Raw genomic sequence first — 22,135 nt, forward strand, 5'->3', positions numbered from 1 at the left:
TGTCCTCCTGCCAAGCGGCCGGACGACCCGAGGCGAAGCCGCCGCTTTGCAACGGGCAGGACATTAACGGGCAGGACATTGATGATCGAGGCAGTGATCTGGGATTTCGGCGGCGTCTTGACCACGTCGCCGTTCGAGGCATTTGCGCGCTATGAGACCGAGCGTGGCCTGCCCATCGACATCATCCGCCGCACCAACGCCGCCAACCATCTCGAAAACGCCTGGGCCAAGTTCGAGCGCGCCGAAATCGGTATCGACGCGTTCGACGAGCTGTTCGCCACGGAGTCGAAGGCGCTCGGCGCCGAGGTGCGCGGCAAGGACGTGCTGCCGCTGCTCTCCGGTGACCTGCGGCCGGCAATGGTCGAGGCGCTGAAGCGCATCAAGGCAAAATTCAAGACCGGCTGCATCACCAACAATCTGCCGTCGAACGCGATCGGCAGCCATAGCGGACGCACGCTTTATGTCGCCGAGGTGATGTCGCTGTTCGATCACGTCATCGAATCCGCGAAGATCGGCCTGCGCAAGCCCGATCCGCGCATCTACCAGATGATGGTGGAGACGCTGCAGGTGAACCCGAAGCACTGCGTCTATCTCGACGATCTCGGCGTCAACCTGAAGCCGGCGCGCGAGATGGGCATGACCACGATCAAGGTCGCGAACGCCGCGCAGGCGATCTCCGAGCTCGAAGCTGCGACCGGGCTCACGCTGAGGTGAAGCGGTTCCGCGCGCATTCACTCCGCATTCAGGCGGCCGCCGCTAATCGTAGGCCTCCCTTGGATCACGGCAATCGCGAAAGCGCACCGTGATCCCTTTCCTGGTCTGAGCATGACGTTCCGGAAAACCGACGTTCACTTCTCCGGATCATGCCCGCGGAGGCACATCCCATGAAACGTCTCGTCGTCGTCCTTGTCTCGGCTGGCTCGCTGCTGGTCTCGGTCGCAGCGTTCGCGCAATCAACATCAGCGCCGGCGGCAGCGCCTGTGACTGCTCCCGCGCAAGAGAGCACGTCGGCGGCAGCGCCGGTACCCGGTGCGAAGCGCGCGGCCTGCCAGAGCGCGGCGAAGGCGCTGAAAGGTCAGGACCGGCATGACCAAATGCAGCTCTGCATGGCGCAGGCGCATCTCGACTGCTTGAAGCAGGCGATCGACCAGAAGATCACCGGCTCGCAGCGCAAGGATTTCGTGAAGAGCTGTGCGGGCTAAAGGCAACCGCCTCCGGGGTATTGCGCTCGGCGGAAATACTCCGGAACCATGCGCTAACCCCAGCCTTTAGCCCCTTGCCTTTGCGGGCCAAACGAGCCTTGTGCTTTGCCCGCAACGGGCGCAGAACAGGTCCGAGTTCAAGGCAAATTCGGAGCTGATCCTCGTGGCTGACACCAGGCCCACCGCCTCGATCGAGGCGGTGGAAAGCGGCCTCGCCGCACAGGGCTATATTGCGAGCCGGCAGATCGCGACCGCGGTCTATCTGTCGCAGCAGATCGAGAAGCCGATCCTGGTCGAGGGCCCCGCCGGCGTCGGCAAGACCGAGCTGGCGAAGGCGATCGCCGCATGGCGCGGCATGAAGATGATCCGCCTGCAATGCTATGAAGGCCTCGACGAGGCCAAGGCGCTGTATGAGTGGAAATATGCCAAGCAGCTGCTCTACACGCAGATCCTGAAGGACAAGCTCGGCGAGGTGCTCGGCGGCGCGCAGACGCTGGCCGCAGCGCTCGACCAGCTCCACACCTTCGGCGACGTGTTCTTCTCCAAGGAATTCGTCGAGCCGCGGCCGCTGTTGCAGGCGCTGGAGCAGCCGGCCGGCTGCGTGCTCCTGATCGACGAGATCGACAAGTCGGATGCCGAATTCGAATCGCTGCTGCTGGAGATCCTCTCGGACTTCCAGGTCACGATCCCCGAGCTCGGCACCGTCTCCGCGGTCGCGCCGCCGACCGTGATCCTGACTTCGAACAGCGAGCGCGATCTCGGCGACGCCTTGAAGCGGCGCTGCCTGCATCTGCATATCGGCTTCCCCGAGCAGAAGCTGGAAGAGCGCATCGTCGAGAGCCGGGTGCCCGGCATCTCGCAGACGCTGCGCAGGCAGATGGTCGGCTTCATCCACGAGATCCGCTCACTGGATCTGAAGAAGCTGCCCTCGGTCAGCGAGGCGATCGACTGGGCGCGTGTGCTGGTGCTGCTGCAAGCCAGCGAGCTCGACCACGAGATCGTCAAGGACACACTCAACGTGCTCTTGAAATACGAGACCGATATCGAGGCGGCGACGCCGCAGATCTCGTCCTTCATCGCCAAGGCGTCGCGCCAAGGCGTGTTCAGCTAAACCAACATGCGCGAGAACCTGCATCGCTTCTTTCGTGCGGCGCGGGGAGCCGGGGTCCGGGTCTCGCCCGCCGAAAGCATCGATGCGATGCGGGCGGTCGCCCAGGTCGGTTTTGCCGACCGCGACATCCTGCGCGATACGTTCCTGCTGACGCTTGCCAAGACCCAGGACGAGAAGCGCGCGCTCGGCGAATGCTTCGATCTGTTCTTCAGCCGGCCCGAGCCACAGCAAGAAAACGCTGCGCAGGACAAGACGGACGACAGCAGCGAATCCGGCGCCAACCCATCGGCCGATGAGCATGGCGACACGGCAGGCGGCGCCGCCAGCGAGAATGTCGGGCCGCTGGCGCAGATGCTGCTGTCGCAGGATCGCTCCGCGATATCGACGGCGATCGCCAACGCCTCCGGCGCCGCCTCGCTGCCCGACATCCGCTACTTCACCCAGCGCGGCATCTTCCAGACCCGCATCCTCGATGCGATGGGCATCCAGCGCCTCCGCGACGACATCGACGATCTGACTACGCGCAATCCGGCGCTCGCCGAGCGGCTGCAGGAGGCGCTCAACGGCCTGCGCGGCACGGTTCGCGACGCCGTCTCGCAGGCCCTGCTGCTCTACGGCCGCGAGGAAGCGGAGAATTTGCGCAACGAGATCCTGCGCAACGCGCCGTTGGCGCGGATCGAGCCGCGTCAGGTCGAGCAGATGCGCGCGCTGATCCGCCAGATCGCGCGCCGCCTGCGTGAGCGCTATTCCAAGCCACGCAAGCGCCAGCGCCGCGGCCATCTCGACGTCCGCCGCACGCTGCGCCGGAACGCGGCCTGGGGCGGTGTCCCCTTCCTCACCGCGTGGAAGCGCAAGCACCGCGACCGGCCGAAAATCGTCGCGCTGTGCGACGTCTCGGGTTCGGTCGCCCGCGTCTCGGACTTCTTCCTGCTCTTGATCCACAGCCTGCACGAGGTCGTCGACGACGTCCGCTCATTCGCCTTCTCGGGCCACCTGATCGAGGTCAGCGACATCCTGGAATCGAAATCGCCGGAAGAGGCGATGAAAGAGATCATGTCCAAAGTCGGCTTCGGCTCGTCCGATTACGGCAACTCCTTCGCCGATTTCGAAGACAATTGGATGAGCGCGATCACGCCGCAGACGACGGTGATCGTGCTCGGCGACGCCCGCAGCAACAATCTCGATCCGCGCGCCGATATCCTGCGCCGCATCGGCGAGCGCTCCAAACGGCTGGTGTGGCTCAATCCCGAGGGCCGCATGGTCTGGGGCTTCGGCGATTCCGAGATGCCGCGCTACGCGACCTTCTGCACCGTGGTGCGGCAATGCGGGACCGCGCGGCAGCTCGAGCGCGCCGTCTCCGACATCGTGGCGACGTATCAATAGGCTGCTCGGCCGCGCCGTCTATATCGCGAGCGATTGGCTGCGGACCAGCCACCCGGCGAACGCAACCAATGTCAGCACGATCGAGGCAAAGATACTGACGAGCTTGATCGTCGTGATCGCCTTCAGGACCGACACGGATCGCGCCGCCGCCTGCGGGTCGCCGCGCAACAACAGCCATGCCAGCAGACAATCCTCGATCAGGTCGCTGAGCAAATATACCGCCGGCACGACCAGGCCGAGCCACGCCGCGGACGGATAGATCTGGTCGAGCCAGTGCGATGACGCCGCGCCCATCGCGCCAGCCAGCGCCAGCATGACGATCAGATCGAGTGGAAACAGGATCGGGAAGACATATTTCATCCGGAGATCGGACTGCACCAGCTGACCGAGCTGTTCGCCGGTGTAGCCCAGCGTCTTCTCGGGAAAGCGGGTGCGGAATCTGTTGGCAAAAACGTGATCGGAATAGCTGCCGACCCACCAGAACAGTCCGAACGCTATCACCACCGGTCCCGCGAGAATGATCGTCACGAGAGCTTGATGGCTCATGCCGATCCGTTCCTGTCGATGTTGAGGAAGCTGCGGAAACCCGCAGGCAAGATGATCTCGCGCACCGGCGAAGTCCCCGAAAGGAAGAAAATATCAACGCGATACAACAATGAGCGACGGTGAGATTTCCATCTTTTCCGGAGTGTTGCAATTGAATTCTGCGGATCGCTATCCGGAGTGAGCACCCGGCCGATTCCGATGCCGACCGCAGGCTTCAGCTGCACTGCACCGCCGCCGTTCATACGGCGCACACACAGAACCCTCTTCAATTGAAGATTGAATCTTCCCTGCGTTCTGCCGTACATAGAGGCCACGAATTTCACGGCGACCGCGGGGGCAACGGATGCCGAAGGATATTGTGATTTGTTGCGACGGCACCGGCAACGAGATCGGGGCCAATATTTCCAACATCCTGAAGCTGTTTCGCGTCACCGACAAGGATGACCGGCAGCGGATCTACTATCATCCGGGTCTCGGCACGATCGGCCTGGAGAACACCTGGGGCCGCATCAAGCAGCAGATGCGCGGCCTGTTCGGGCTGGCCTTCGGCGCCGGTCTCGACAAGGACACGCTCGGCGCCTACCTGTTCCTATGTCGGACGTGGGAGCCCGGCGACCGGGTCTGGATGTTCGGGTTCAGCCGCGGCGCCTACACCGTGCGCGTGCTGGCGGCCTTCGTTCATGTGATGGGCCTCCTGCCGATCGACCAGCTCGATATCGCGGACTACGCGTTCAACACCTACAAGAAAGCCAGCTCGGACGCCCAGAAGTCCGACGGCACGTTCGACGATGCTCCGCTGAAGGAAGCCTGGCACTTCAGCCAGATCGCCGGCGGCCGCAACATCGACATCGAGTTCGTCGGGGTCTGGGACACCGTGGCCTCGATCATCGTGCCGCGGCAGGACAACTTCCTGTTCGACATGCAGACACTGCTGTTCACCCGCACCAATTCCAGCGTCAGGCAATTCCGCCAGGCGATCTCGATCGACGAGCGCAGGCGCATGTTCCGCCTCAACCGCTGGATCGAGCCGCAGAAATTCCGCTCGGATCCGTTCGATCCCTCGACGGCGGTGGAGCAGGACATTCGCCAGGTCTGGTTCGCCGGCGTGCATTCCGACGTCGGCGGCGGCTATCCGGAGGACCAGAGCGGGCCCTCGAAGTTTCCGCTGATCTGGATGCTGGAGCAGGTCAAGGCCGCCGGGCTGCGCGTCGACCAGGCGCTGATCGATCATCTCGCCTGGGGGATGCCGCTGCCGCCGCACACGCACGAATATGTGCCGCCGAGCGCGACGGCGCCGCTGCACAATTCGCTGACCGCCGCCTGGGAAATCCTGGAGTGGATTCCGAAGAGCGACAAATGGAAGGAATGGCCCCAGCGGAAATCCTTCCTCGGCTTCTATCTGCCGCACGGCGAGCCGCGGCCGATTCCGGAAGGCGCGACCATCCATAGCTCGGTGCTTGAACGCATGGAGAAGGATCCGACCTACAAGCCGATCAACCTGCCGAAGACCTACAAGGTCGAGCAGATGACACCGCCGCCCGCTCCGACGGCCTGACAGATTTACGCATCGATCGCATCCTTGATCCGCTTGCGGCTGAGCGGCAAGTCGCGCAACCGCCTGCCGGTCGCATGCGCAATGGCGTTGGCGAGCGACGCCGCAGCCGGACCCTGGCCGGTCTCGCCGCTGCCGAGAAACGGCTGGCCGGGGCGGTTGATGATGTGGACGGCAATGCTGTCGGGCACGGAATTGAACCGCAGGATCGGGTAAGTCTGCCAGTCGATGCTGGTGATCCTGGCCTCGTCGAACGTGACACTTTCAAAGAGCGTCCAGCTGGCCGACTGTACGATCGCACCCTCGATCTGGTTGGTGATGCCATCGGGATTGACGACCTGGCCGGCGTCGACGGCGGCGACCGCGCGCACCAGGCGGGCGCGGCCGGTTTCGCGATCGACCTCCACCTCGGATGCAATAGCGCAATAGGCGGCGAGGTTCTTGTAGCGCGCGAACGCAAAGCCGTAGCCGCGATCTTGCGGCGGCTTTTTCCCGCGCGTCCAGCCGAATTCCTGGGCGGCCTTCTCGACCACCGCACGGCCGCGCTGATCGTCGAGATGTTTGAGGCGAAACTCGACCGGATCAATTCCGGCGAGATCCGCCAGTTCATCCATGAAACTCTCGATCGAGAACACGTTGTGATAGGCGCCCAGCGCGCGCATCGCGGAAATCCGCAGCGGCATTGCGGCAATGAAGTGATGCATCACATGCGCATTCGAGAAATTATAGATCTGGATCGCATTGCGATCGCCGCCGCCTTCCGGCAGCGGCAAGGGCTTTGGCGCGGGCACCGCGAACGACCGCGCCATGTGCTGGGCCGCAAGCAGCGAGCCGGCGCCGCCCGGCCGCATCGAATGCGTGTTGCTCCATACCGCAAAATTCCAGTCGGCGATGTTGCCATTGGCGTCGAGCGAGGCGCTCAGCTTCGTCACCATCGCCGGCCCATAGGGCTCCCAGCCATGCTCCTGCTCGCGCGTCCACTGCACCCGAATCGGTCGTCCGGGCAGCGCGCGGGCAATCAGCGCGGCGTCGGCCGCGGCATCGCCGGCGCCGTTATGGCCGTAGCAGCCGGAACCCTCGACATGGATCAGGCGGACGCTGGCGGGCGGCATGCCTAGCATCTCGGCGATCGCCTGGCGATCCGGATAGACGCCTTGCGTGTGCGTCCACACCGTCATCGCGCCATCGACAAAATGCGCGACCGCGCAGGACGGTCCGATCGAGCCGTGCGACTGGCAAGGCCGCGTATAGGTGGCTTCGAGCGATCGCGCACCGCTCACCGAGGGATCATTGCGCTGGAAGATCGCAAAATCCTGCGAGGGCAGCGCCGTCAGCACATTCGCGAGATCATGCTGGTTCGGCAGCTTCGCGCTCTCCCGCCACTTCGCTGCGGCTGATAGCGCGTGAATGGCCTTGACTGCCAAAAACTCCTTCTCCGCCACCACGGCGAGGAAATTGCCGTCGCGCACGATCTGGATCACGCCGGGCATCTTCTCGATCGCGGCGGTGTCGTATTCGGCGAGCTGCGCGCCGTAGCTCGGCGGGCGCACCACGCGCGCATGCACCATGCCGGGCAGCCGCATGTCCTGCACGTAGGCGGCGCCGCCTGTGACCTTCGCCGGGATGTCGACGCGCGGCACCGGCTGGCCCATCACCTTGAAACTTGCCGGATCCTTCAGGTCTGATGTCGGCTGCGCCTGGACATGCAACATGTCCGAAGCAACGAGCTCGCCATAGGTCAGGCGCCGGCCATCGGGAGCGACGACGGTCGCATTCTCGGTCCGCAGCCGGTCGGGCGGCAGGTCGAACCGCCTGGCGGCTTCGGCTACCAGCAACGCGCGCGCCTGCGCCGCGGCATGCAGGATCGCAGTGCCGCTGTCCTGCATCGAATGGCTGCCCGATGTGTAGCCCTCGTTCGCCGTGAGTTTGGTGTCGGCGGTGATCACCTTCAGCGCATCGAAGGGAATATCGAGTTGCTCGGCCGCGATCTGCTGGAACGCGGTGCGGAATCCCTGGCCGAGTTCGGCCTTGCCCGTAAAGGCCGTGATCTGGCCGTTGGCGTCGATGCGGATCCAGGAATCCAGATTGGGCGATTTCGCCAGGCTGCCCGGCAACTCCGGACCCTGAGTCGCCTTCTCCTGCGCCACCGCATGACGCAGCGAGAAGCTGACGATCAGCGCGCCGCCACCGGCCAGCACGCTGCGGCGATCGAGAACCACTGGCGCCGTCATCGGACGCTCCTGTCACTTGCGGCGTCGGCCGTATCCATTAACCTGGCGGCGCGGTGCACCGCGCGCAGGATGCGCATATGGGTGCCGCAACGGCAGAGGTTAGGCTCCAGCTCGGCGCGGATCTGCGCATCCGATGGCTTCGAGTTGCGCATCAAGAGCGCCTGCGCCCGCATCATCATCCCGGCGATGCAGTAGCCGCACTGCGCCGCCTGTTCCTCCATGAAAGCGCGCTGGATCGGCGCTGGCGCCGCCACCGTGCCGAGCCCTTCGAGCGTCGTTATTTGCTTGCCCTCGACGAGCAGCAGCGGCGTAACGCAGGACAGCACCGCCTTGCCGTCGACGATCACGGTGCAGGAGCCGCATTGCCCGAGCCCGCAGCCGAACTTGGCGGCATTGAGTTCGAGATCGTTGCGCAGCACATAGAGCAGCGGCGTATCGGGATCCGCGTCAACCTGATGTTCGCTGCCATTGATCTTCAATGTCGTCATGGCTTGCCTCGCTGTCGGGATTCCGCAGGCGTGTCGCGCGCCGCAAGCGACGTGGCTTGCGCCGCGCGCGCGTCATGCACAGCCTTCTCGAGATTGTTCCACGCCGGGCGCTTGCCGAACCTGGCGCGCAGATACGTCGTCAGCGCAACCATCTGCGCATCATCGATGCTGGCGGCGAAGCCCGGCATGATCGGACTGCGCTCGCCCTCGACGGCGCCGACGCCCGCCAGCACGATGTTGAGAAGGTTGCGCGGATCGGGGCTTGCGATCGCCGTGCTCAGCGCGAGATTGACGCCGCCATAGGGCAGCGCCCGGCCGCCTTCGTGGCAGGCCGCGCAGGTCGCCGCATAGATCGCCGCGCCAGCGGCGTTGGCTTGCGCTGCGTCCGCGGAGGCCGACTGCGCCACTGCGTCCGCGGATTGCTTGCGATCCGGCGCCGGCGCGCCCGAGATATCGGCCATATACACGGCGATGGCGCGCACATCGCTGTCGGGCACCGACGCCAGGTTGCTCACAACTTCAGCCATCGGCCCGCGCGGTGCCGTGATCGGCGTGCCAGCCGTGGTGCAGATAGGCGTACAGCGCGTCGGCATCCCAGCGCACCTGGGCATGCGACGCGTCGTTCAGCGCGTAGGCGTGCCAATTGTCGACGTCTCCGCCGGAGAACTGCGCATTGACGCGCTCCGCGCCGAGCGCGTTGCGCGGCGTGTGGCAGGCGCCGCAATGCGCGAGCCCCTCGACCAGATAAGCGCCGCGGTTCCAATCCGCGCCCTTCGCCGCGTCAGAAGCGACATCGCCGCTGCGAAGATACAGCAGCTTCCACCCGGCAATCAGCGGCCGGTAGTTCAACGGAAACGGCAGCTGATTCGCCGGCGGCGACGCATGGATCGGCTGTCGGGTCATCAGGAACGCATAGAGCGCCCGGTCGTCTGCGTCCGAAACATTGGTGAAATGATCATAGGGAAAGGTCGGATAGAGGTGCTGGCCGTCGCGACCGACACCCGAGCGCATCGCGCGGACGAAGGCCTCTTCCGGCCAGCCCCCGATGCCGGTGCCGGCATCCGGTGTGATGTTCGACGAGAAGACCGTGCCGAACGGCGTCGGAATCGGAAGCCCGCCGGCGTAATTTCCACCGCCCTGCACGGTATGGCAGGTGTTGCAATTGCCGATTGCCGCGAGATCACGGCCACGCTTGACGATCTCGGGATCGAAGGTATCGGGCCGCGGCGGCGCAATGGCCGAGATCTGTGGCCGCCAGGCGACCGCAAAGCCCGCCGCCGCGCCTGCGACCAGCACGATCGCGGCAATGCCTGTGATGATCCTCAGCCGACCGGCCATGCCTGAATTGAGTTTGTTGTTGGGACGTGTATTAACACCCTTCGTTCCGGTATCGTTCGGCCAGAAAACCTCGATCACCGCCTGTTGACCCCGGGAAATCCCAAGGGACCGAGCACGCGATCATGACCGCCCAGCCCGCCCTCGATCGCGCATCCGCTCCGCCTCGCGACGCGCGCTCCGTGCTCAGTTCCGTGTTCGGCCTGTCGGAGTTCCGCGGCGCGCAGGAGAAGATCATCCGCCACGTCACTGACGGCGGCAATTGCCTGGTGCTGATGCCGACCGGCGGCGGCAAGTCGCTGTGCTACCAGCTGCCGTCACTGCTGCGCGACGGCTGTGGCATCGTGGTGTCGCCCCTGATCGCGCTGATGCGCGATCAGGTCGCGGGCCTCACCGAAGCCGGCGTCAACGCCGCGGTGCTGAACTCGACACTATCGTATGACGAAGCGTCCGAGGTCGAACGGCGGTTGCTCGCCGGCGATCTCGACCTGCTCTATGTCGCCCCGGAACGGCTGCTGACGCCGCGCTGCCTTAATCTGCTCGGCCAGGCGCAGATCGCGCTGTTTGCGATCGACGAGGCGCATTGCGTCTCGCAATGGGGCCACGACTTCCGCCCCGAATACATCGGCTTGTCCGCGCTCGCCGAGCGCTTCCCCAAGGTGCCGCGCATCGCGCTGACGGCGACCGCGGACGCGTTGACGCGCAAGGAGATCGCCGAGCGGCTGTCACTCACCGACGCGCCGGAGTTCGTCGCAAGCTTCGACCGCCCCAACATCCGCTACGAGATCGTCGACAAGCAGAACGCCACCACGCAGCTGAAGTCCTTCATCAAGGAGCGGCATGCCGGCGACGCCGGCGTGGTCTATTGCCTGTCCCGTGCCAAGGTCGAGGACGTCGCGGCGTCGCTGAGCGAGGCCGGCATTCCGGCGCTGCCCTATCACGCCGGGCTCGATGCCAGCGTGCGTGCCCGGCATCAGGACCGCTTCCTCAACGAGGACGGCATCGTGATCGTCGCCACGATCGCGTTCGGCATGGGCATCGACAAGCCCGACGTGCGCTTCGTCGCGCATCTCGATTTGCCCAAGAGCATCGAGGCCTATTACCAGGAAACCGGACGCGCCGGCCGTGACGGCAAGCCGTCGGCGGCGTGGATGGCCTACGGCCTCTCCGATATCGTGCAGCAGCGCCGCATGATAGATGAATCGACCGGCTCCGACGCCTTCAAGCGCGTCTCGATCGGCAAGCTCGATGCGCTGGTTGCGCTTGCCGAAACCGTGCATTGCCGGCGGCAACGCCTGCTTGGCTATTTCGGCGAAACGCACGCGCACGAAAATTGCAGCAATTGCGACAACTGCCTGACGCCGCCGCGGGTCCGCGACGGCAAGGTTCTGGCGCAGAAACTGCTGTCCTGCGTCTATCGCACCGGGCAACGCTTCGGCGCCATGCACCTGATCGATGTGCTGGTCGGGCGGCTGACCGAACGGGTCAAGCAGTTCAACCACGACCAATTGTCGGTGTTCGGCATCGGCCGCGAGCTCAATGAGAAGCAATGGCGCGCGGTGCTGCGCCAGCTGGTGGCGATGGGTCATCTGCGCGCCGACAGCGACGCCTTCGGCGCGCTGAAGCTGACCGACAGCGCCCGCGGCGTGCTCAAGGGCGAAACCACGGTGATGCTGCGCGAGCAGCCGGAAGGCGCGCGCAATCGCGCGATCCGCGGCACTTCGCGGCGCGGTGAGCTCGCGCCTGCGGCCGACGGCAAGGGCGCCGCCGCCAACCCCGCGCTGCATGCGGCGCTGCGCGCCTGGCGTTCCGAGATCGCGCGCCAGCGCGGCGTGCCGGCCTATGTGGTGCTGCACGATTCCACCATCGACGGCATCGCGGCGATGCGGCCGGACACGCTGTGCGAGCTGCGCAACATCGCCGGGATCGGCGACAAGAAGCTCGAGCATTACGGTGACGAGTTGATCCGGATCGTGAAGTCCAACGACGGCTGAACAACCGGCATTGGTGACTGCCTCCTGCTGGTGACGAAAACGTGACACCGGCGCGATACGGCCGCGCCTTGTCTCGTTGACGGCAGCCAAGCGCCCGCTCATGCTGCCCGCGTTTCCTTAACTCATCCACCAGAGGAGCCGAGCATGGGCAGCAAGCCGACGATCGTTCTGGTTCACGGATTCTGGGGAGGTGCTGCGCACTGGAGCAAGGTAATCGTTGCGCTCTCGCGCAAAGGGCATAGCGGCCTGCAAGCGGTTGAGATGCCCCTGACCTCGCTCGCCGACGACGCCGAACGCCTGCGCAAGATGGTCAAGCAGCAGAGCGGTCCGGTGCTGCTGGTCGGCCATTCCTATGGTGGCGCCGTTATCACCGAGGCCGGCGACCTGCCCAATGTCGCGGGTCTCGTCTATATCGCCGCCTTCGCGCCCGACGCTGGCGAGAGCCCCGGGGCCATCAGCCAAGCGCTTCCGCCGGCTGCGATCGCCAATCTTGCGCCCGACAGCGACGGCTATCTCTGGATTAAGCCCGACAAATTTCACGAGAGCTTCTGCCAGGACCTGCCTGCCGATGAAGCGCTGGTGATGGCGGTCACCCAGAAAGCGCCGCTTGCCAGCACCTTCGGCGACAACGTCACCGCGCCGGCCTGGAAGAAGAAGCCGGTCTGGTACCAGATTTCCAGCGAAGACCGGATGATCAACCCTGACAACCAGAAGCGGATGTCGGAACGGATGAATCCCCGCAAGATCATCACGCTCGCTGCCGGCCACGCCTCACTGGCCTCGAAGCCGAACGAGGTGACCGCCCTGATCGATGAAGCCGCTACGAGTCTCGCGTAAGGCAGCGCCCGGATACCGCAGCCCTCGACCCGGAGGCATAGGAGCCATACCCGGCGCGGCAGCGCATGTGCTTGCGGGCTGCGCCGCCCTCGCCCTAATCTTTCGGTCGTTGCGTCCAGCGAGGCGCGGCCAAGACAAGACATAACGACCAAAGATAGGGAAGAGACGGGCCATGGCTCAGGAGAACGCCGCGCGCACAACTGCGCGCCCTGCCGAAACCGGAACGTTCGATGCGGTGGTGATCGGCGCGGGGTTCGCCGGCATGTACATGCTGCATCGGCTGCGCGGGCTCAGCTTCACCGCGCGGGTCTATGAAGCCGGCGGCGGCGTCGGCGGCACCTGGTACTGGAATCGCTATCCCGGCGCGCGCTGCGACGTCGAGAGCCTGCAATATTCCTTCTCGTTCTCCGAGGAACTCGACCAGGACTGGAGCTGGTCGGAGAAATATTCACCGCAGCCCGAAATTCTCGCCTACGCCAATCATGTCGCCGATCGCTTCGATCTGCGCAGCCAGATCGTGTTCGACACCCGCGTCACCGCGGCGACCTTCGACGAACAGGCCGGCAGCTGGCTGATCGAAACCGACCACGGCGACAGGGTCACCGCGAAGTTCTGCATCATGGCGGTCGGCTGCCTGTCGGCACCGAACCGTCCGGCCTTCGCCGGGATGGAGGATTTCCGCGGGCCGATCTATCACACCGGTGAATGGCCGCATGAGGGTGTCGATTTCACCGGCCTGCGCGTCGGCGTCATCGGCACCGGCTCATCCGCGATCCAGTCGATCCCGATCATCGCGCAGCAGGCGGCCGAGCTCACCGTATTCCAGCGCACCGCGACCTGGTCGGTGCCGGCATGGAACGAGCGGCTGTCGGCGGAGTATCTGAAGGAAGCCAAGGCGCATTATCCGGAGCTGCGCACCAAGGCTCGCGCGCGACCGACCGGCTTCTATTTCCAGTTCAACGCCCAGCCCGCCTTGCAGGCGAGCGAGCAAGAGCGCGAGCGGCTCTATGAAGAAGCCTGGCAGCGCGGCGGCCTGCCTTTTCTCGGCTCGTTCGGCGACCTCTTGTTCGAGAAGGCCGCCAACGACACTATCGCCGATTTCGCGCGGGATAAGATCCGTGGCATCGTCAAGGATCCCGCCACCGCCGAGCTGCTGTGCCCTCGAAACGTGTTTGGCTGCAAGCGGCTCTGCGTCGACACCAATTATTTCGAGACCTACAATTTGCCGCATGTGAAGCTGGTCGACGTCTCGACGACGCCGATCGAACGCTTCACGCGCGATGCCATCGTGGTCGACGGCACCGAATACAAGTTCGATGCGATCGTGTCCGCCACCGGCTTTGCCGCCATGACCGGCTCGTTCGACAAGATCGCGATCACCGGCCGCGGCGGGCAGACGCTGGCCGAAAAATGGCGCGCCGGGCCGCGCGCCTATCTCGGCCTCGCCTCGGAGGGATTTCCGAACCTGTTCATGATCACCGGGCCCGGCAGCCCGTCGGTGCTCGCGAGCATGATCCAGGCGATCGAGCAGCATGTCGACTGGCTGGCGGATTGCCTCGGCCACATGCGCGAGGTCGGCGCCGGCACGATCGAAGCGGTGCGCGACGACGAGGATGCCTGGGTCGCCCATGTCAACGACGTCTCCACGGTCTCGCTGCGCTCGACCTGCAGCTCGTGGTATGTCGGCGCCAATATTCCGGGCCGCCCTCGCGTGTTCATGCCCTATATCGGCGGCTTCCCGATCTATGTGCAGAAATGCAATGAGGTGATGAACTCGGGTTACGACGGCTTCGTGCTGCAGGGCGGCCGCACCGGCAACGCACCGCCGCAGGTGCGCTTCACCGAGCGCTGGCAGGTGCCGCTCGACATCGAGGTGATCTCGCCGGCCGCGATCGCCGCCAGGCGCGTTCCTGTGGTCTGAGCATCGGCGGTATCCCCGGCAGGATCGCGCATGATAGTGTCGCGCCGGCCCGCGTTTCGTATCGTGGGCCGCACGGGGGACAATGGCCGACACGGCGTTGCAAGGATTGGTCGATCGGATCGGCGCGGATCACGTCGTGCACCGGCTTGGAATCGAGGCCGCGCACGAAAAGCAGCTGTTCGGCCAGGGCACGCTGCTGTTCAACGTCGAGAACTGGAAGCTGGCGCCGTGGACCGTCGAGACCGCGCTCAAGGTGACCGGCCTCTATGGCCGCGCGCGGCGCAACGCCGACCGGGTCGAGGTGCGGCGCAACCTGGTGACGTCAACGCGCCTGCCGGCGGCGTTCGACGGCTTCGCCATCCTTCACCTCAGCGATCTCCACGCCGACATCAGCCAGGGCGCGATGCGACATCTGGCGGATATCGTGCGCACCATCGCCTGCGACATCTGCGTCCTCACCGGCGACTACCGCGGCAAGACGTATGGACCGTTCGAGACGAGCCTCACGTTGATGAGGGATCTCTGCGCGCGGATCAAGCTGCCGCTCTACGGCATCCTCGGCAATCACGACAGCATCCGCATGACGCCGGCGCTGGAGGCGATGGGCATCAGGATGCTGTTCAACGAGCAGGAACCGATCACGCGCGATGGCGCGACGATCCATCTCGCCGGCATCGATGACGCGCATTTCTATCGCACCGACGACATTGCAAAGGCTGCCGCGGCAATCCCGCGCGACGCGTTTTCGGTCCTGCTGGCGCACACACCCGAGTCCTATCGCGAGGCGGCCGCGGCCGGCTTCGACCTGATGCTGAGCGGCCATACCCATGGCGGCCAGCTCTGCCTGCCCGGCGGCGTCGCGATCAAGCTGGAGGCGCGGCTGCCGCGCCGAATGGGCAAGGGCGCCTGGCGTTTCGAGAGGCTTGCCGGATACACATCAACCGGCGCCGGCACCAGCCTGGCGCCGGTGCGGCTCAACTGCCCGGCTGAGATCACGGTGCATACGCTGCGGCGGCTCGGCCGCTGAGCTCTGATACCTCGCCCGTACGTGGCAACCCGCCGCGCTGCTGATAGCCGGATAGCCTGCCGTCGTAAGAGCACATGGCCAAAATATCGAAAACAACCCCATGCAAAGGAGCCGGCGGCTGCCCGGACTTGCGCAGGAAAAGACGTGTGGCCGATCGCCATATGCGATCGCCCTGCGGTAAGGACGGGGAGAGGGAGTAGCGGAAGTCTCAATTTCCCCGTTTCGCGCTCGCGCTCTGCTCGTTCACCGTGCAGGTGATCAGCAGCGTGTAGCCGCGCGCATTCTTGGCAATTTCGGCGGTTTCCTTCTTCATCTCCTCGCGCCACTCGGCAGTCCGGTACGCCACCGCGCTGTTGTCGAGGAAGTCGCGCAGCGCGCCGGTCTTGATCGCGAAGTTGATGTTCTCCGGGATGGTTCCCGTCGCCCGCGCCATCCTGACCGCGTCGAGCTTGGCAGCCACCACGCCGACCACCGCGCCGGTAAGATCGAACAGCGGACCGCCGCTATTGCCGGGCTGCACAGCGGCGCTGATCTGCAGATGACGGGTCTCGTTGAGGATGCCGCTCAGCGAGCTGACGATGCCGGTGGTGACCGTGAAATCGGATGTCAGCAATCCGTGATAGGGATAACCGACCGCGACCACGCCGTTGCCGACCAGGATGGGATTTTGCCTGAGGCTGACGACGTCCTTGAACGGCGCCGGCGCCTGCAGCAACGCGAGATCGTTGGTCTCGTCATCGGACACCAGGCGCAGCTTGACCGGCGCCTCGCCGCTCAGGTTGCCGGTAATCTCGCTGCAACCGCCGACGACATGGTGATTGGTGACGACGTGGCCGCTGCTGCTGACCACAAAGCCGGTCCCCGTCCCCGACCTCGCCTGTTTCTGCGGCGGCGCCGGAGCCGCCTGTTGCGGCGGCGCAGCCGCAGGCTTTGTCGCGACCGCGAACTCGCTGGCATTGGCGACGCCGTTCTTCTTCACCGAGACCACGCAGTTGAGCAGTGCCGGCAGCAGCTGCGCGGTCTGATTGAGGTTGAACTGAAACAATTGTCCCTGCGCGAATGCCGTCATCTGGCGCGCCTTGCGGAACTGGTTGATCAGCGCCGAATTCACCGGCATCTCGACATTGACGAGCTGGGTGCCGAACGGCAGGCCGTAAACGTTGAACGCCGGCTGGCCGTCAAAGGTCAGCGCAAGCGGAAAGGCCTCACCCGGCGTCAAACGCCAGCTGTCATGGGCAAAGCCGAGCCGCCAGCTGTCATTTTCGGCAATCGAGACCATGAAGAAGATGCCGCTCTGGTAGGTGGTGCCCGCCGAGCAATGCGTGAACGCGCCGTTCTTGTCGTTGGTGAAGGCGCCGCCCTTCCAGTTGCCGACACTGATCGAACCGTAGGGACCGCGGGCGCTCGACGAAGTTGCAGACGCAAACAGCCACGCGGCCGCAACGGCCGCCCAGATCGCAACTCTCATGACGCATACTCCCCAGCCACAACCCATCATAGGAGGCGGAGAAATTCATCCGCAAGTGGTGCGCGGCTTGGTCTTTGGTCCTGCGGCCACGCAATACCGCCGCGGATGAGGCAACCGCCACATCCTCTGGTTACAGAAGAAATGTTCCTATTTTGTTCCAGAAATGTCAACCCGGACATATTCAGCGGCCGCGCCAGGCGGACGCTATGGCGGCTCCCCAGCCGAAGACTGCGCCGGCGGGTCTGGATCGCTGAACCAGTAGCGGGATGCGAAGGCGTGCACGCCGACGCCGATCAGGAAGATGCCGGCGTAGAGCTCGATCTCGCTGTTCATCGCCAGCAGGCGGGCGCGCGGCACAGCGCCGTGGCCTTGGTAGATCCAGACCCAATGCCCCACCGCGACGATGCCGACGCCGAGCGCGGCGATGGCTCGGCCGGCCGCATTCATCATCCTCACGCGAAGGTCTCCCGACTCGTCCGGCACCGTAAAAATACCGAACGAAGCTGACGCGGACCTGACGCGACAGCCCGTAGGAGCCCCGCGGCCTGCCTCAGCCGTTCCTGAACGCGTAGGCGTAGCCGTTGAGCGCCGGCGCGCCGCCGAGATGGGCGTAGAGCACCTTCGATCCGGCCGGGAAGAAGCCCTTCTGCACGAGATCGATCATGCCCTGCATTGATTTCCCCTCATAGACGGGGTCGGTGATCATGCCCTCGAGCCGCGCGCTGAGGCGGATCGCCTCCTTGGTCTCCTCCGACGGCACGCCGTAGGCGGGATAGGCGTAATCCTCGATCAGCACGACATCGTCGTCGACAATGTCGCGGCCGAGCTCGACCAGCTTTGCGGTGTTCTGCGCGATCGACAGCACCTGCGCCTTCGTCTGCGCAGGCGTGAACGAACCGTCGATGCCGATCACGTTGCGCGCGCGTCCGTCGGCGGCGAAGCCGACCAGCATGCCGGCATGGGTGGAGCCGGTCACTGTGCAAACGATGATGTAGTCGAACTTGACGCCGAGCTGGCGCTCCTGCGCGCGCACCTCTTCGGCGAAGCCGACATAACCGAGCCCGCCATATTTATGCACGGAGGCGCCGGCCGGTATAGCGTAAGGCTTGCCGCCCGCCGCCTTCACCTCCTCGATCGCCTGCTCCCAGCTCTTGCGGATGCCGATGTCAAAGCCGTCATCGACCAGGCGCACATCGGCGCCCATCACGCGCGAGAGCAGGATGTTGCCGACGCGGTCATAGACTGCGTCCTCGTGCGGCACCCAGCTTTCCTGCACCAGCCGGCACTTCATGCCGATCTTGGCCGCGACGGCGGCAACCATGCGCGTATGGTTCGACTGCACGCCGCCGATCGAGACCAGCGTGTCGGCGTTGGAGGCGATCGCGTCGGGGATGATGTATTCGAGCTTGCGCAGCTTGTTGCCGCCGAAGGCGAGCCCGGAATTGCAATCCTCGCGCTTGGCATAGAGCTCGACCTTGCCGCCGAGATGCTTTGACAGCCGATCGAGCTTCTCGATGGCGGTCGGCCCGAAGGTGAGCGGGTAGCGCGCGAATTTTTCCAGCATGCTGGCATCCTCTTTGGTGTCGTGTTTTCGGTGTCCTGGAACGGCGGCCAGACCTATCACCCCCGGCGCGAAAGGTGCTCTCTAACTCAGCCCCCAAGATTATCGAAGATTGCTGAATTCGGTCACCATGATATGGTTCCTCTCACTAAACCGGCCAATTGTGAGAGATTCTTCCATGTCATCCCGGCTCGACCGCATCGACCTCAAGATGTTGAGATTGCTGCAGAAGAACGGCCGGCTCAGCAATGCCGAGCTGGCCGACCAGGTCGGCGTCAGCCCCGCCACCTGCCACCGGAGAACGCAAGCGCTGTTCGACGACGGCTATGTCAGCGGCGTCCGCGCCATGGTGGCGCCGCGCAAGCTCGGCAAGGGCACGCTGGTCATGGTCGGCGTCGTGCTCGACCGCTCGACGCCGGAAAGCTTTGCGAGCTTCGAGCAGGCGGTGGCGCAACTCAGATGCGTGCTCGATTGCCACCTCGTCGCCGGCGATTTCGACTACTTCCTCAAGATCCGCGCCGGCGATGTCGACGATTTCAAGCGCATCCATGGCGACCAGCTGATCGCGCTGCCCGGCGTGCGGCAGACCCGCACCTTCTTCGTCATGAAGGAGGTGGTGGATAATGCGGCGCTGGAGTTTTGAGCCGCTAAAGCGCGATGAGATTGGGTTGAATCGTCATCGCGCTTTAGCTCTTTGTTTGAGCATGATCTTCTCGGAAAACCGCTTCGCACTTTTACGGATCATGCTTTAGCCCCGCTCGGCAACCTACTTCGAAGCTTTGGCGATCTTGTGCCCGAGATGGCCGGTCTGATGATCGCGACGGAGTTGGCTGAGCGACGTCTCATTCAGCGCAACCAGGACATCGCTCAGCTTCTCGGTTTCGGGATAACCCGCCGCGAAACCCGGCCCGTAGACCTTGCGCAAGGTGCGCAGCAGCGTATTTCCGTGCTTGCCGCTGATTTCGCCGTCCTTGTTGGGATGCCGGTTGTCGAGACCTGCCTTGCTCATGCTGCTCTCCCTTGTACCCCTGGCCGGCAGCATCTGCCTGAGGCGATCAAATGGCAACTGAAGCCGCAAAACGGCCGGGACCCCTTCCAAGGCGCTCACGCATCCCTGGTCGAAGGCGAGTATTCGGTGGCTATTTCCGGCGTATTCGGTCAATGTGACTAACGTGCTCCTGCGGACTCCGGAGAGGCCTGACGCGGCGATCGAAGCAGCAAGTCGCGTCCGCACGGGAAGCCACAGCTCCATTGCGTCACAGCACAGTCCTGCGTTAGAGCACCCCCTAATCTTTTTGAGGTGGACAGATGTCATATGCCTACAAGCTGAATGAGGACGTTCACCACCGGGCCCAGGGGCCGCAAGGTCGTGCCGAGGCCGATCAGCCGGCGGTCTACACCATCGTTCAACGCATGCCGATAGAAGCAGACGGGCGGCTTCGATACCGAATCAGGAGCAAAGCAGGCAATATCGAGCGGGTGGTGACGGAAGAGCAGCTGACGTACTCGCAATAAGCAATGCGCGGGTATCGAAAATCGGCGCAGGCCACCTGCCGCGAACCGTGAGCGAGTGTCCCGGCACGCCTTTAAGTGAAAATGCCTATAAGTCTGATCAGGAGATCAACCCGGCCACTGCAGCTGTGCGCGCCAGCACGCGCCGCGCTTTAGCCGCCCGCCGCCCCTTCCGCTGCTCCCTCGCGCCCATCCCTCGCCTTGCCGCGCAGCGCGACCTTGTCGCCGTCGTAGGTGAGCGTCCATATCCAGGCGTCGCCGAGCCCGACATATTGGAGATCGACGACAAAGGTCTGCACGTCCTTCCACGCGCCCTTGACGGCGCGAACACCGAGGAAGCTGGGGGCACTCTTGCGATAGAGACCATCGAGGCCGATCGGTCCGTCGAGGTGGCGCCGCGCAGGATCGCCCGCGTTCGTCTCCACCACGTAGCGCGGGTTCTCATCGGCAAGGAACAGCGTCAGCGTCTTGATACCCAGGTCATTGTCGGGAAATTTGTAGGTCCGGCCCGAGATCGTGGATGCAATCGCGGGCGTCGCGCCGACCTGTCCCAGCTTCTCGGTGGAGACGTCGGCGATCGCCCTTGCCAATTGTTCGGCCGCGGCCGCATCGGCCGGCAAAGCCTGATCGGATTTGATGGCACCGGAAATCTCGTCGGCCAGCTTGCCGAACGAACAGAAACTACTCGCCGTCATGACGGCGACGATATCCCGCTCCGGCAACACCATGACTACCTGGCAATGATAGCCGACCGTCATGTAGACGTGCTTGTCGGGGATGGCCCAGAACTGATTGGCGTAGCGCCGCGAGGGATCGAACCGCGAATTCATGTTGATGCTGGCATGGTTGACGGCATCGAGAAAATCCGCCGGCAGCAACTGCTTGCCCGCCCACTCACCGTTGCGCAGATAGAGATAGCCGATCTTCGCCATGTCGCGCGGCCGCATCGCCAGGCCGAATCCGCCAATCGCGAGCTTTTGGGGATCCCGCCGCCAGAACGGCTGAGCGATGCCGAGCGGACCGAATAGTCGCTCCTGGGCATAGTCGGCGGTGCTCTTGCCGGTAAGCTTGCTGACGATCGCAGACAACAGATGCGAGCCACCGCTGTTGTAATAGAAGACCTCGCCCGGCGCATGCGCCATCGGGCGGTCCAGAATGAACTGGACCCAGTCCGCGCTCCTTCCCATGTCGCGAAGCGACTGCTCCCGCCCACCTTCGAAGCCCTCGTCCCAGTCGAGGCCCGATGTCATGTTGAGCAGATGCTGGACCGTGATGGCCTTCTTGCGCTCGTCGATATTGGCGGTGCTGCGATCGGAAAAGAAGTCCAGCATGGGATGATCGAGACGATCCAGCAGACCATCCTTGTAGGCGATCGCGAGCAGCGTCGAGACCACTGCCTTGGTGGAGGAGTTGATTGCGTGCGGCATGTCGGCGGTAAAGGGCGCGTAATACGCATCGAGCACGATGCGGCCATGGCGCGTCACCAGCAGGCTGTCGAAGCTACGCGTAGTGCCGGTCGTCACGAGTTTTGCCAGTGCCGCCGAATCCATGCCCTGCTGCTCCGGCGTGGAGGGTTCCCATTGAGCCGTCGGCCAGACCGGCTCGGCGCCTTGCCCATTGGCCGCGCCGGAACAAACCGATGTGAGCAGGATGAACGCGCCCAGCGCAGTCCTGATCCGTGACGAAAGCCCGACGACGAGATCGGCTGCCTGCATAGTCCGCCCCTGCCAGTGATCGGCTTGCGCAAGGCATATACCACGAGCGGCAGCGGCCTCACTTCACAACTTGCGGACATGGATGCTGGCTAAGCGCGGGCTGAGCCGCCAGTAATTCCAAGTGTGAGTAATTCCAAGTGTGATTCGGCTCACGAACTCGTGGCAGAACGCCACAGCGCAAATGGATGCGGGCGTGTTTCCGGGAGGCGCATGATGCCGTAAGCTGTCCGCAGCCAACCTCGCGTCCAGCGG

At 64.4% G+C, this 22,135-nt stretch carries 22 protein-coding genes; 11 read left to right on the forward strand and 11 right to left on the reverse strand.

Annotated elements, in window-relative coordinates; all coding sequences use genetic code 11:
• The first annotated feature begins 81 nt into the window (after nt 1-81).
• From ABIB78_RS21450 to ABIB78_RS21465, 4 genes are all read left to right on the forward strand, one after another.
• On the forward strand, nt 82-714 hold the full coding sequence (locus tag ABIB78_RS21450; protein WP_429028257.1) for an HAD-IA family hydrolase: 633 nt from the start codon (nt 82-84) through the stop codon (nt 712-714).
• A gap of 170 nt (nt 715-884) precedes the next feature.
• Entirely contained in the window at nt 885-1,202 is a 318-nt protein-coding gene (locus ABIB78_RS21455; RefSeq protein WP_429028260.1) for a hypothetical protein, read from the forward strand.
• A 163-nt stretch (nt 1,203-1,365) separates the two neighbouring features.
• A complete protein-coding gene (locus tag ABIB78_RS21460) occupies nt 1,366-2,313 on the forward strand; it encodes an AAA family ATPase (protein WP_429028262.1) in 948 nt (315 codons plus the stop codon).
• A 6-nt stretch (nt 2,314-2,319) separates the two neighbouring features.
• Nucleotides 2,320-3,696, forward strand: coding sequence for a vWA domain-containing protein (locus tag ABIB78_RS21465; protein ID WP_429028264.1), 1,377 nt, complete (start codon nt 2,320-2,322; stop codon nt 3,694-3,696).
• A gap of 18 nt (nt 3,697-3,714) precedes the next feature.
• Here ABIB78_RS21465 and ABIB78_RS21470 read toward each other — a convergent pair whose 3' ends face one another.
• Both ABIB78_RS21470 and ABIB78_RS21475 read right to left on the reverse strand, forming a co-directional pair.
• Complete coding sequence (locus ABIB78_RS21470; RefSeq protein ID WP_429028267.1) at nt 3,715-4,242, reverse strand: hypothetical protein; 528 nt, start codon at nt 4,240-4,242, stop codon at nt 3,715-3,717.
• Entirely contained in the window at nt 4,239-4,565 is a 327-nt protein-coding gene (locus tag ABIB78_RS21475; RefSeq protein ID WP_429028270.1) for a hypothetical protein, read from the reverse strand. Before ABIB78_RS21475 ends, ABIB78_RS21470 begins: the two co-directional genes overlap by 4 nt.
• Nucleotides 4,566-4,585: 20 nt before the next feature.
• Between ABIB78_RS21475 and ABIB78_RS21480 the strand changes: the two genes are divergently transcribed.
• A complete protein-coding gene (locus ABIB78_RS21480) occupies nt 4,586-5,797 on the forward strand; it encodes a DUF2235 domain-containing protein (RefSeq protein ID WP_429028272.1) in 1,212 nt (403 codons plus the stop codon).
• Between the two features lie 5 nt (nt 5,798-5,802).
• On the opposite strand, the gene ABIB78_RS21485 is transcribed toward ABIB78_RS21480, so the two are convergent.
• From ABIB78_RS21485 to ABIB78_RS21500, 4 genes are read right to left on the reverse strand one after another with little or no spacing between them, the layout of a single operon-like run.
• Nucleotides 5,803-8,025, reverse strand: a complete 2,223-nt coding sequence (locus tag ABIB78_RS21485) for a molybdopterin cofactor-binding domain-containing protein (RefSeq protein WP_429028274.1) — start codon at nt 8,023-8,025, stop codon at nt 5,803-5,805.
• Nucleotides 8,022-8,513: a (2Fe-2S)-binding protein gene (locus ABIB78_RS21490; protein ID WP_429028277.1), complete on the reverse strand. Its 492-nt coding sequence runs from the start codon at nt 8,511-8,513 to the stop codon at nt 8,022-8,024. The genes ABIB78_RS21485 and ABIB78_RS21490 overlap by 4 nt, the downstream gene beginning before the upstream one ends.
• On the reverse strand, nt 8,510-9,040 hold the full coding sequence (locus ABIB78_RS21495) for a c-type cytochrome (protein WP_429028279.1): 531 nt from the start codon (nt 9,038-9,040) through the stop codon (nt 8,510-8,512). The genes ABIB78_RS21490 and ABIB78_RS21495 overlap by 4 nt, the downstream gene beginning before the upstream one ends.
• A complete protein-coding gene (locus tag ABIB78_RS21500; protein WP_429028281.1) occupies nt 9,033-9,851 on the reverse strand; it encodes a c-type cytochrome in 819 nt (272 codons plus the stop codon). Before ABIB78_RS21500 ends, ABIB78_RS21495 begins: the two co-directional genes overlap by 8 nt.
• Nucleotides 9,852-9,973: 122 nt before the next feature.
• Here ABIB78_RS21500 and recQ point away from each other — a divergent pair, with 122 nt between their 5' ends.
• From recQ to ABIB78_RS21520, 4 genes are all read left to right on the forward strand, one after another.
• A complete protein-coding gene (recQ, locus tag ABIB78_RS21505; protein ID WP_429028283.1) occupies nt 9,974-11,842 on the forward strand; it encodes a DNA helicase RecQ in 1,869 nt (622 codons plus the stop codon).
• 144 nt (nt 11,843-11,986) lie between these two features.
• Nucleotides 11,987-12,679: an alpha/beta hydrolase gene (locus ABIB78_RS21510; protein WP_429028285.1), complete on the forward strand. Its 693-nt coding sequence runs from the start codon at nt 11,987-11,989 to the stop codon at nt 12,677-12,679.
• 172 nt (nt 12,680-12,851) lie between these two features.
• Entirely contained in the window at nt 12,852-14,600 is a 1,749-nt protein-coding gene (locus tag ABIB78_RS21515; RefSeq protein ID WP_429028287.1) for a flavin-containing monooxygenase, read from the forward strand.
• Between the two features lie 82 nt (nt 14,601-14,682).
• Nucleotides 14,683-15,627, forward strand: a complete 945-nt coding sequence (locus ABIB78_RS21520; RefSeq protein ID WP_429028290.1) for a metallophosphoesterase — start codon at nt 14,683-14,685, stop codon at nt 15,625-15,627.
• Between the two features lie 208 nt (nt 15,628-15,835).
• Here the strand turns inward: ABIB78_RS21520 and ABIB78_RS21525 are convergent, their stop codons facing one another.
• The 3 genes from ABIB78_RS21525 to ABIB78_RS21535 form a co-directional block, all read right to left on the reverse strand.
• Nucleotides 15,836-17,095 (reverse strand): S1C family serine protease, encoded by a 1,260-nt coding sequence (locus ABIB78_RS21525; RefSeq protein WP_429028291.1) that lies wholly within the window; start codon nt 17,093-17,095, stop codon nt 15,836-15,838.
• Between the two features lie 204 nt (nt 17,096-17,299).
• Nucleotides 17,300-17,545 carry a hypothetical protein gene (locus tag ABIB78_RS21530; protein WP_429028523.1) on the reverse strand — a complete coding sequence of 82 codons (246 nt, stop codon included), beginning with the start codon at nt 17,543-17,545 and terminating at the stop codon, nt 17,300-17,302.
• A 100-nt stretch (nt 17,546-17,645) separates the two neighbouring features.
• The gene (locus ABIB78_RS21535; RefSeq protein ID WP_429028293.1) at nt 17,646-18,659 is read right to left on the reverse strand and encodes a 1-aminocyclopropane-1-carboxylate deaminase; all 1,014 of its coding nucleotides are present in this window, start codon (nt 18,657-18,659) and stop codon (nt 17,646-17,648) included.
• A gap of 175 nt (nt 18,660-18,834) precedes the next feature.
• Between ABIB78_RS21535 and ABIB78_RS21540 the strand changes: the two genes are divergently transcribed.
• Nucleotides 18,835-19,299 carry an Lrp/AsnC family transcriptional regulator gene (locus tag ABIB78_RS21540; protein ID WP_429028295.1) on the forward strand — a complete coding sequence of 155 codons (465 nt, stop codon included), beginning with the start codon at nt 18,835-18,837 and terminating at the stop codon, nt 19,297-19,299.
• Between the two features lie 123 nt (nt 19,300-19,422).
• On the opposite strand, the gene ABIB78_RS21545 is transcribed toward ABIB78_RS21540, so the two are convergent.
• Entirely contained in the window at nt 19,423-19,665 is a 243-nt protein-coding gene (locus tag ABIB78_RS21545; protein WP_106324687.1) for a hypothetical protein, read from the reverse strand.
• Nucleotides 19,666-19,964: 299 nt separating this feature from the next.
• Between ABIB78_RS21545 and ABIB78_RS21550 the strand changes: the two genes are divergently transcribed.
• Nucleotides 19,965-20,171: a hypothetical protein gene (locus tag ABIB78_RS21550; protein ID WP_106324689.1), complete on the forward strand. Its 207-nt coding sequence runs from the start codon at nt 19,965-19,967 to the stop codon at nt 20,169-20,171.
• Nucleotides 20,172-20,320: 149 nt separating this feature from the next.
• Here the strand turns inward: ABIB78_RS21550 and ABIB78_RS21555 are convergent, their stop codons facing one another.
• On the reverse strand, nt 20,321-21,883 hold the full coding sequence (locus ABIB78_RS21555) for a serine hydrolase domain-containing protein (protein WP_429028297.1): 1,563 nt from the start codon (nt 21,881-21,883) through the stop codon (nt 20,321-20,323).
• Between the last annotated feature and the right edge of the window lie 252 nt (nt 21,884-22,135).

Source organism: Bradyrhizobium sp. I1.14.4 (genome assembly GCF_050435825.1).
Lineage (GTDB): Bacteria > Pseudomonadota > Alphaproteobacteria > Rhizobiales > Xanthobacteraceae > Bradyrhizobium.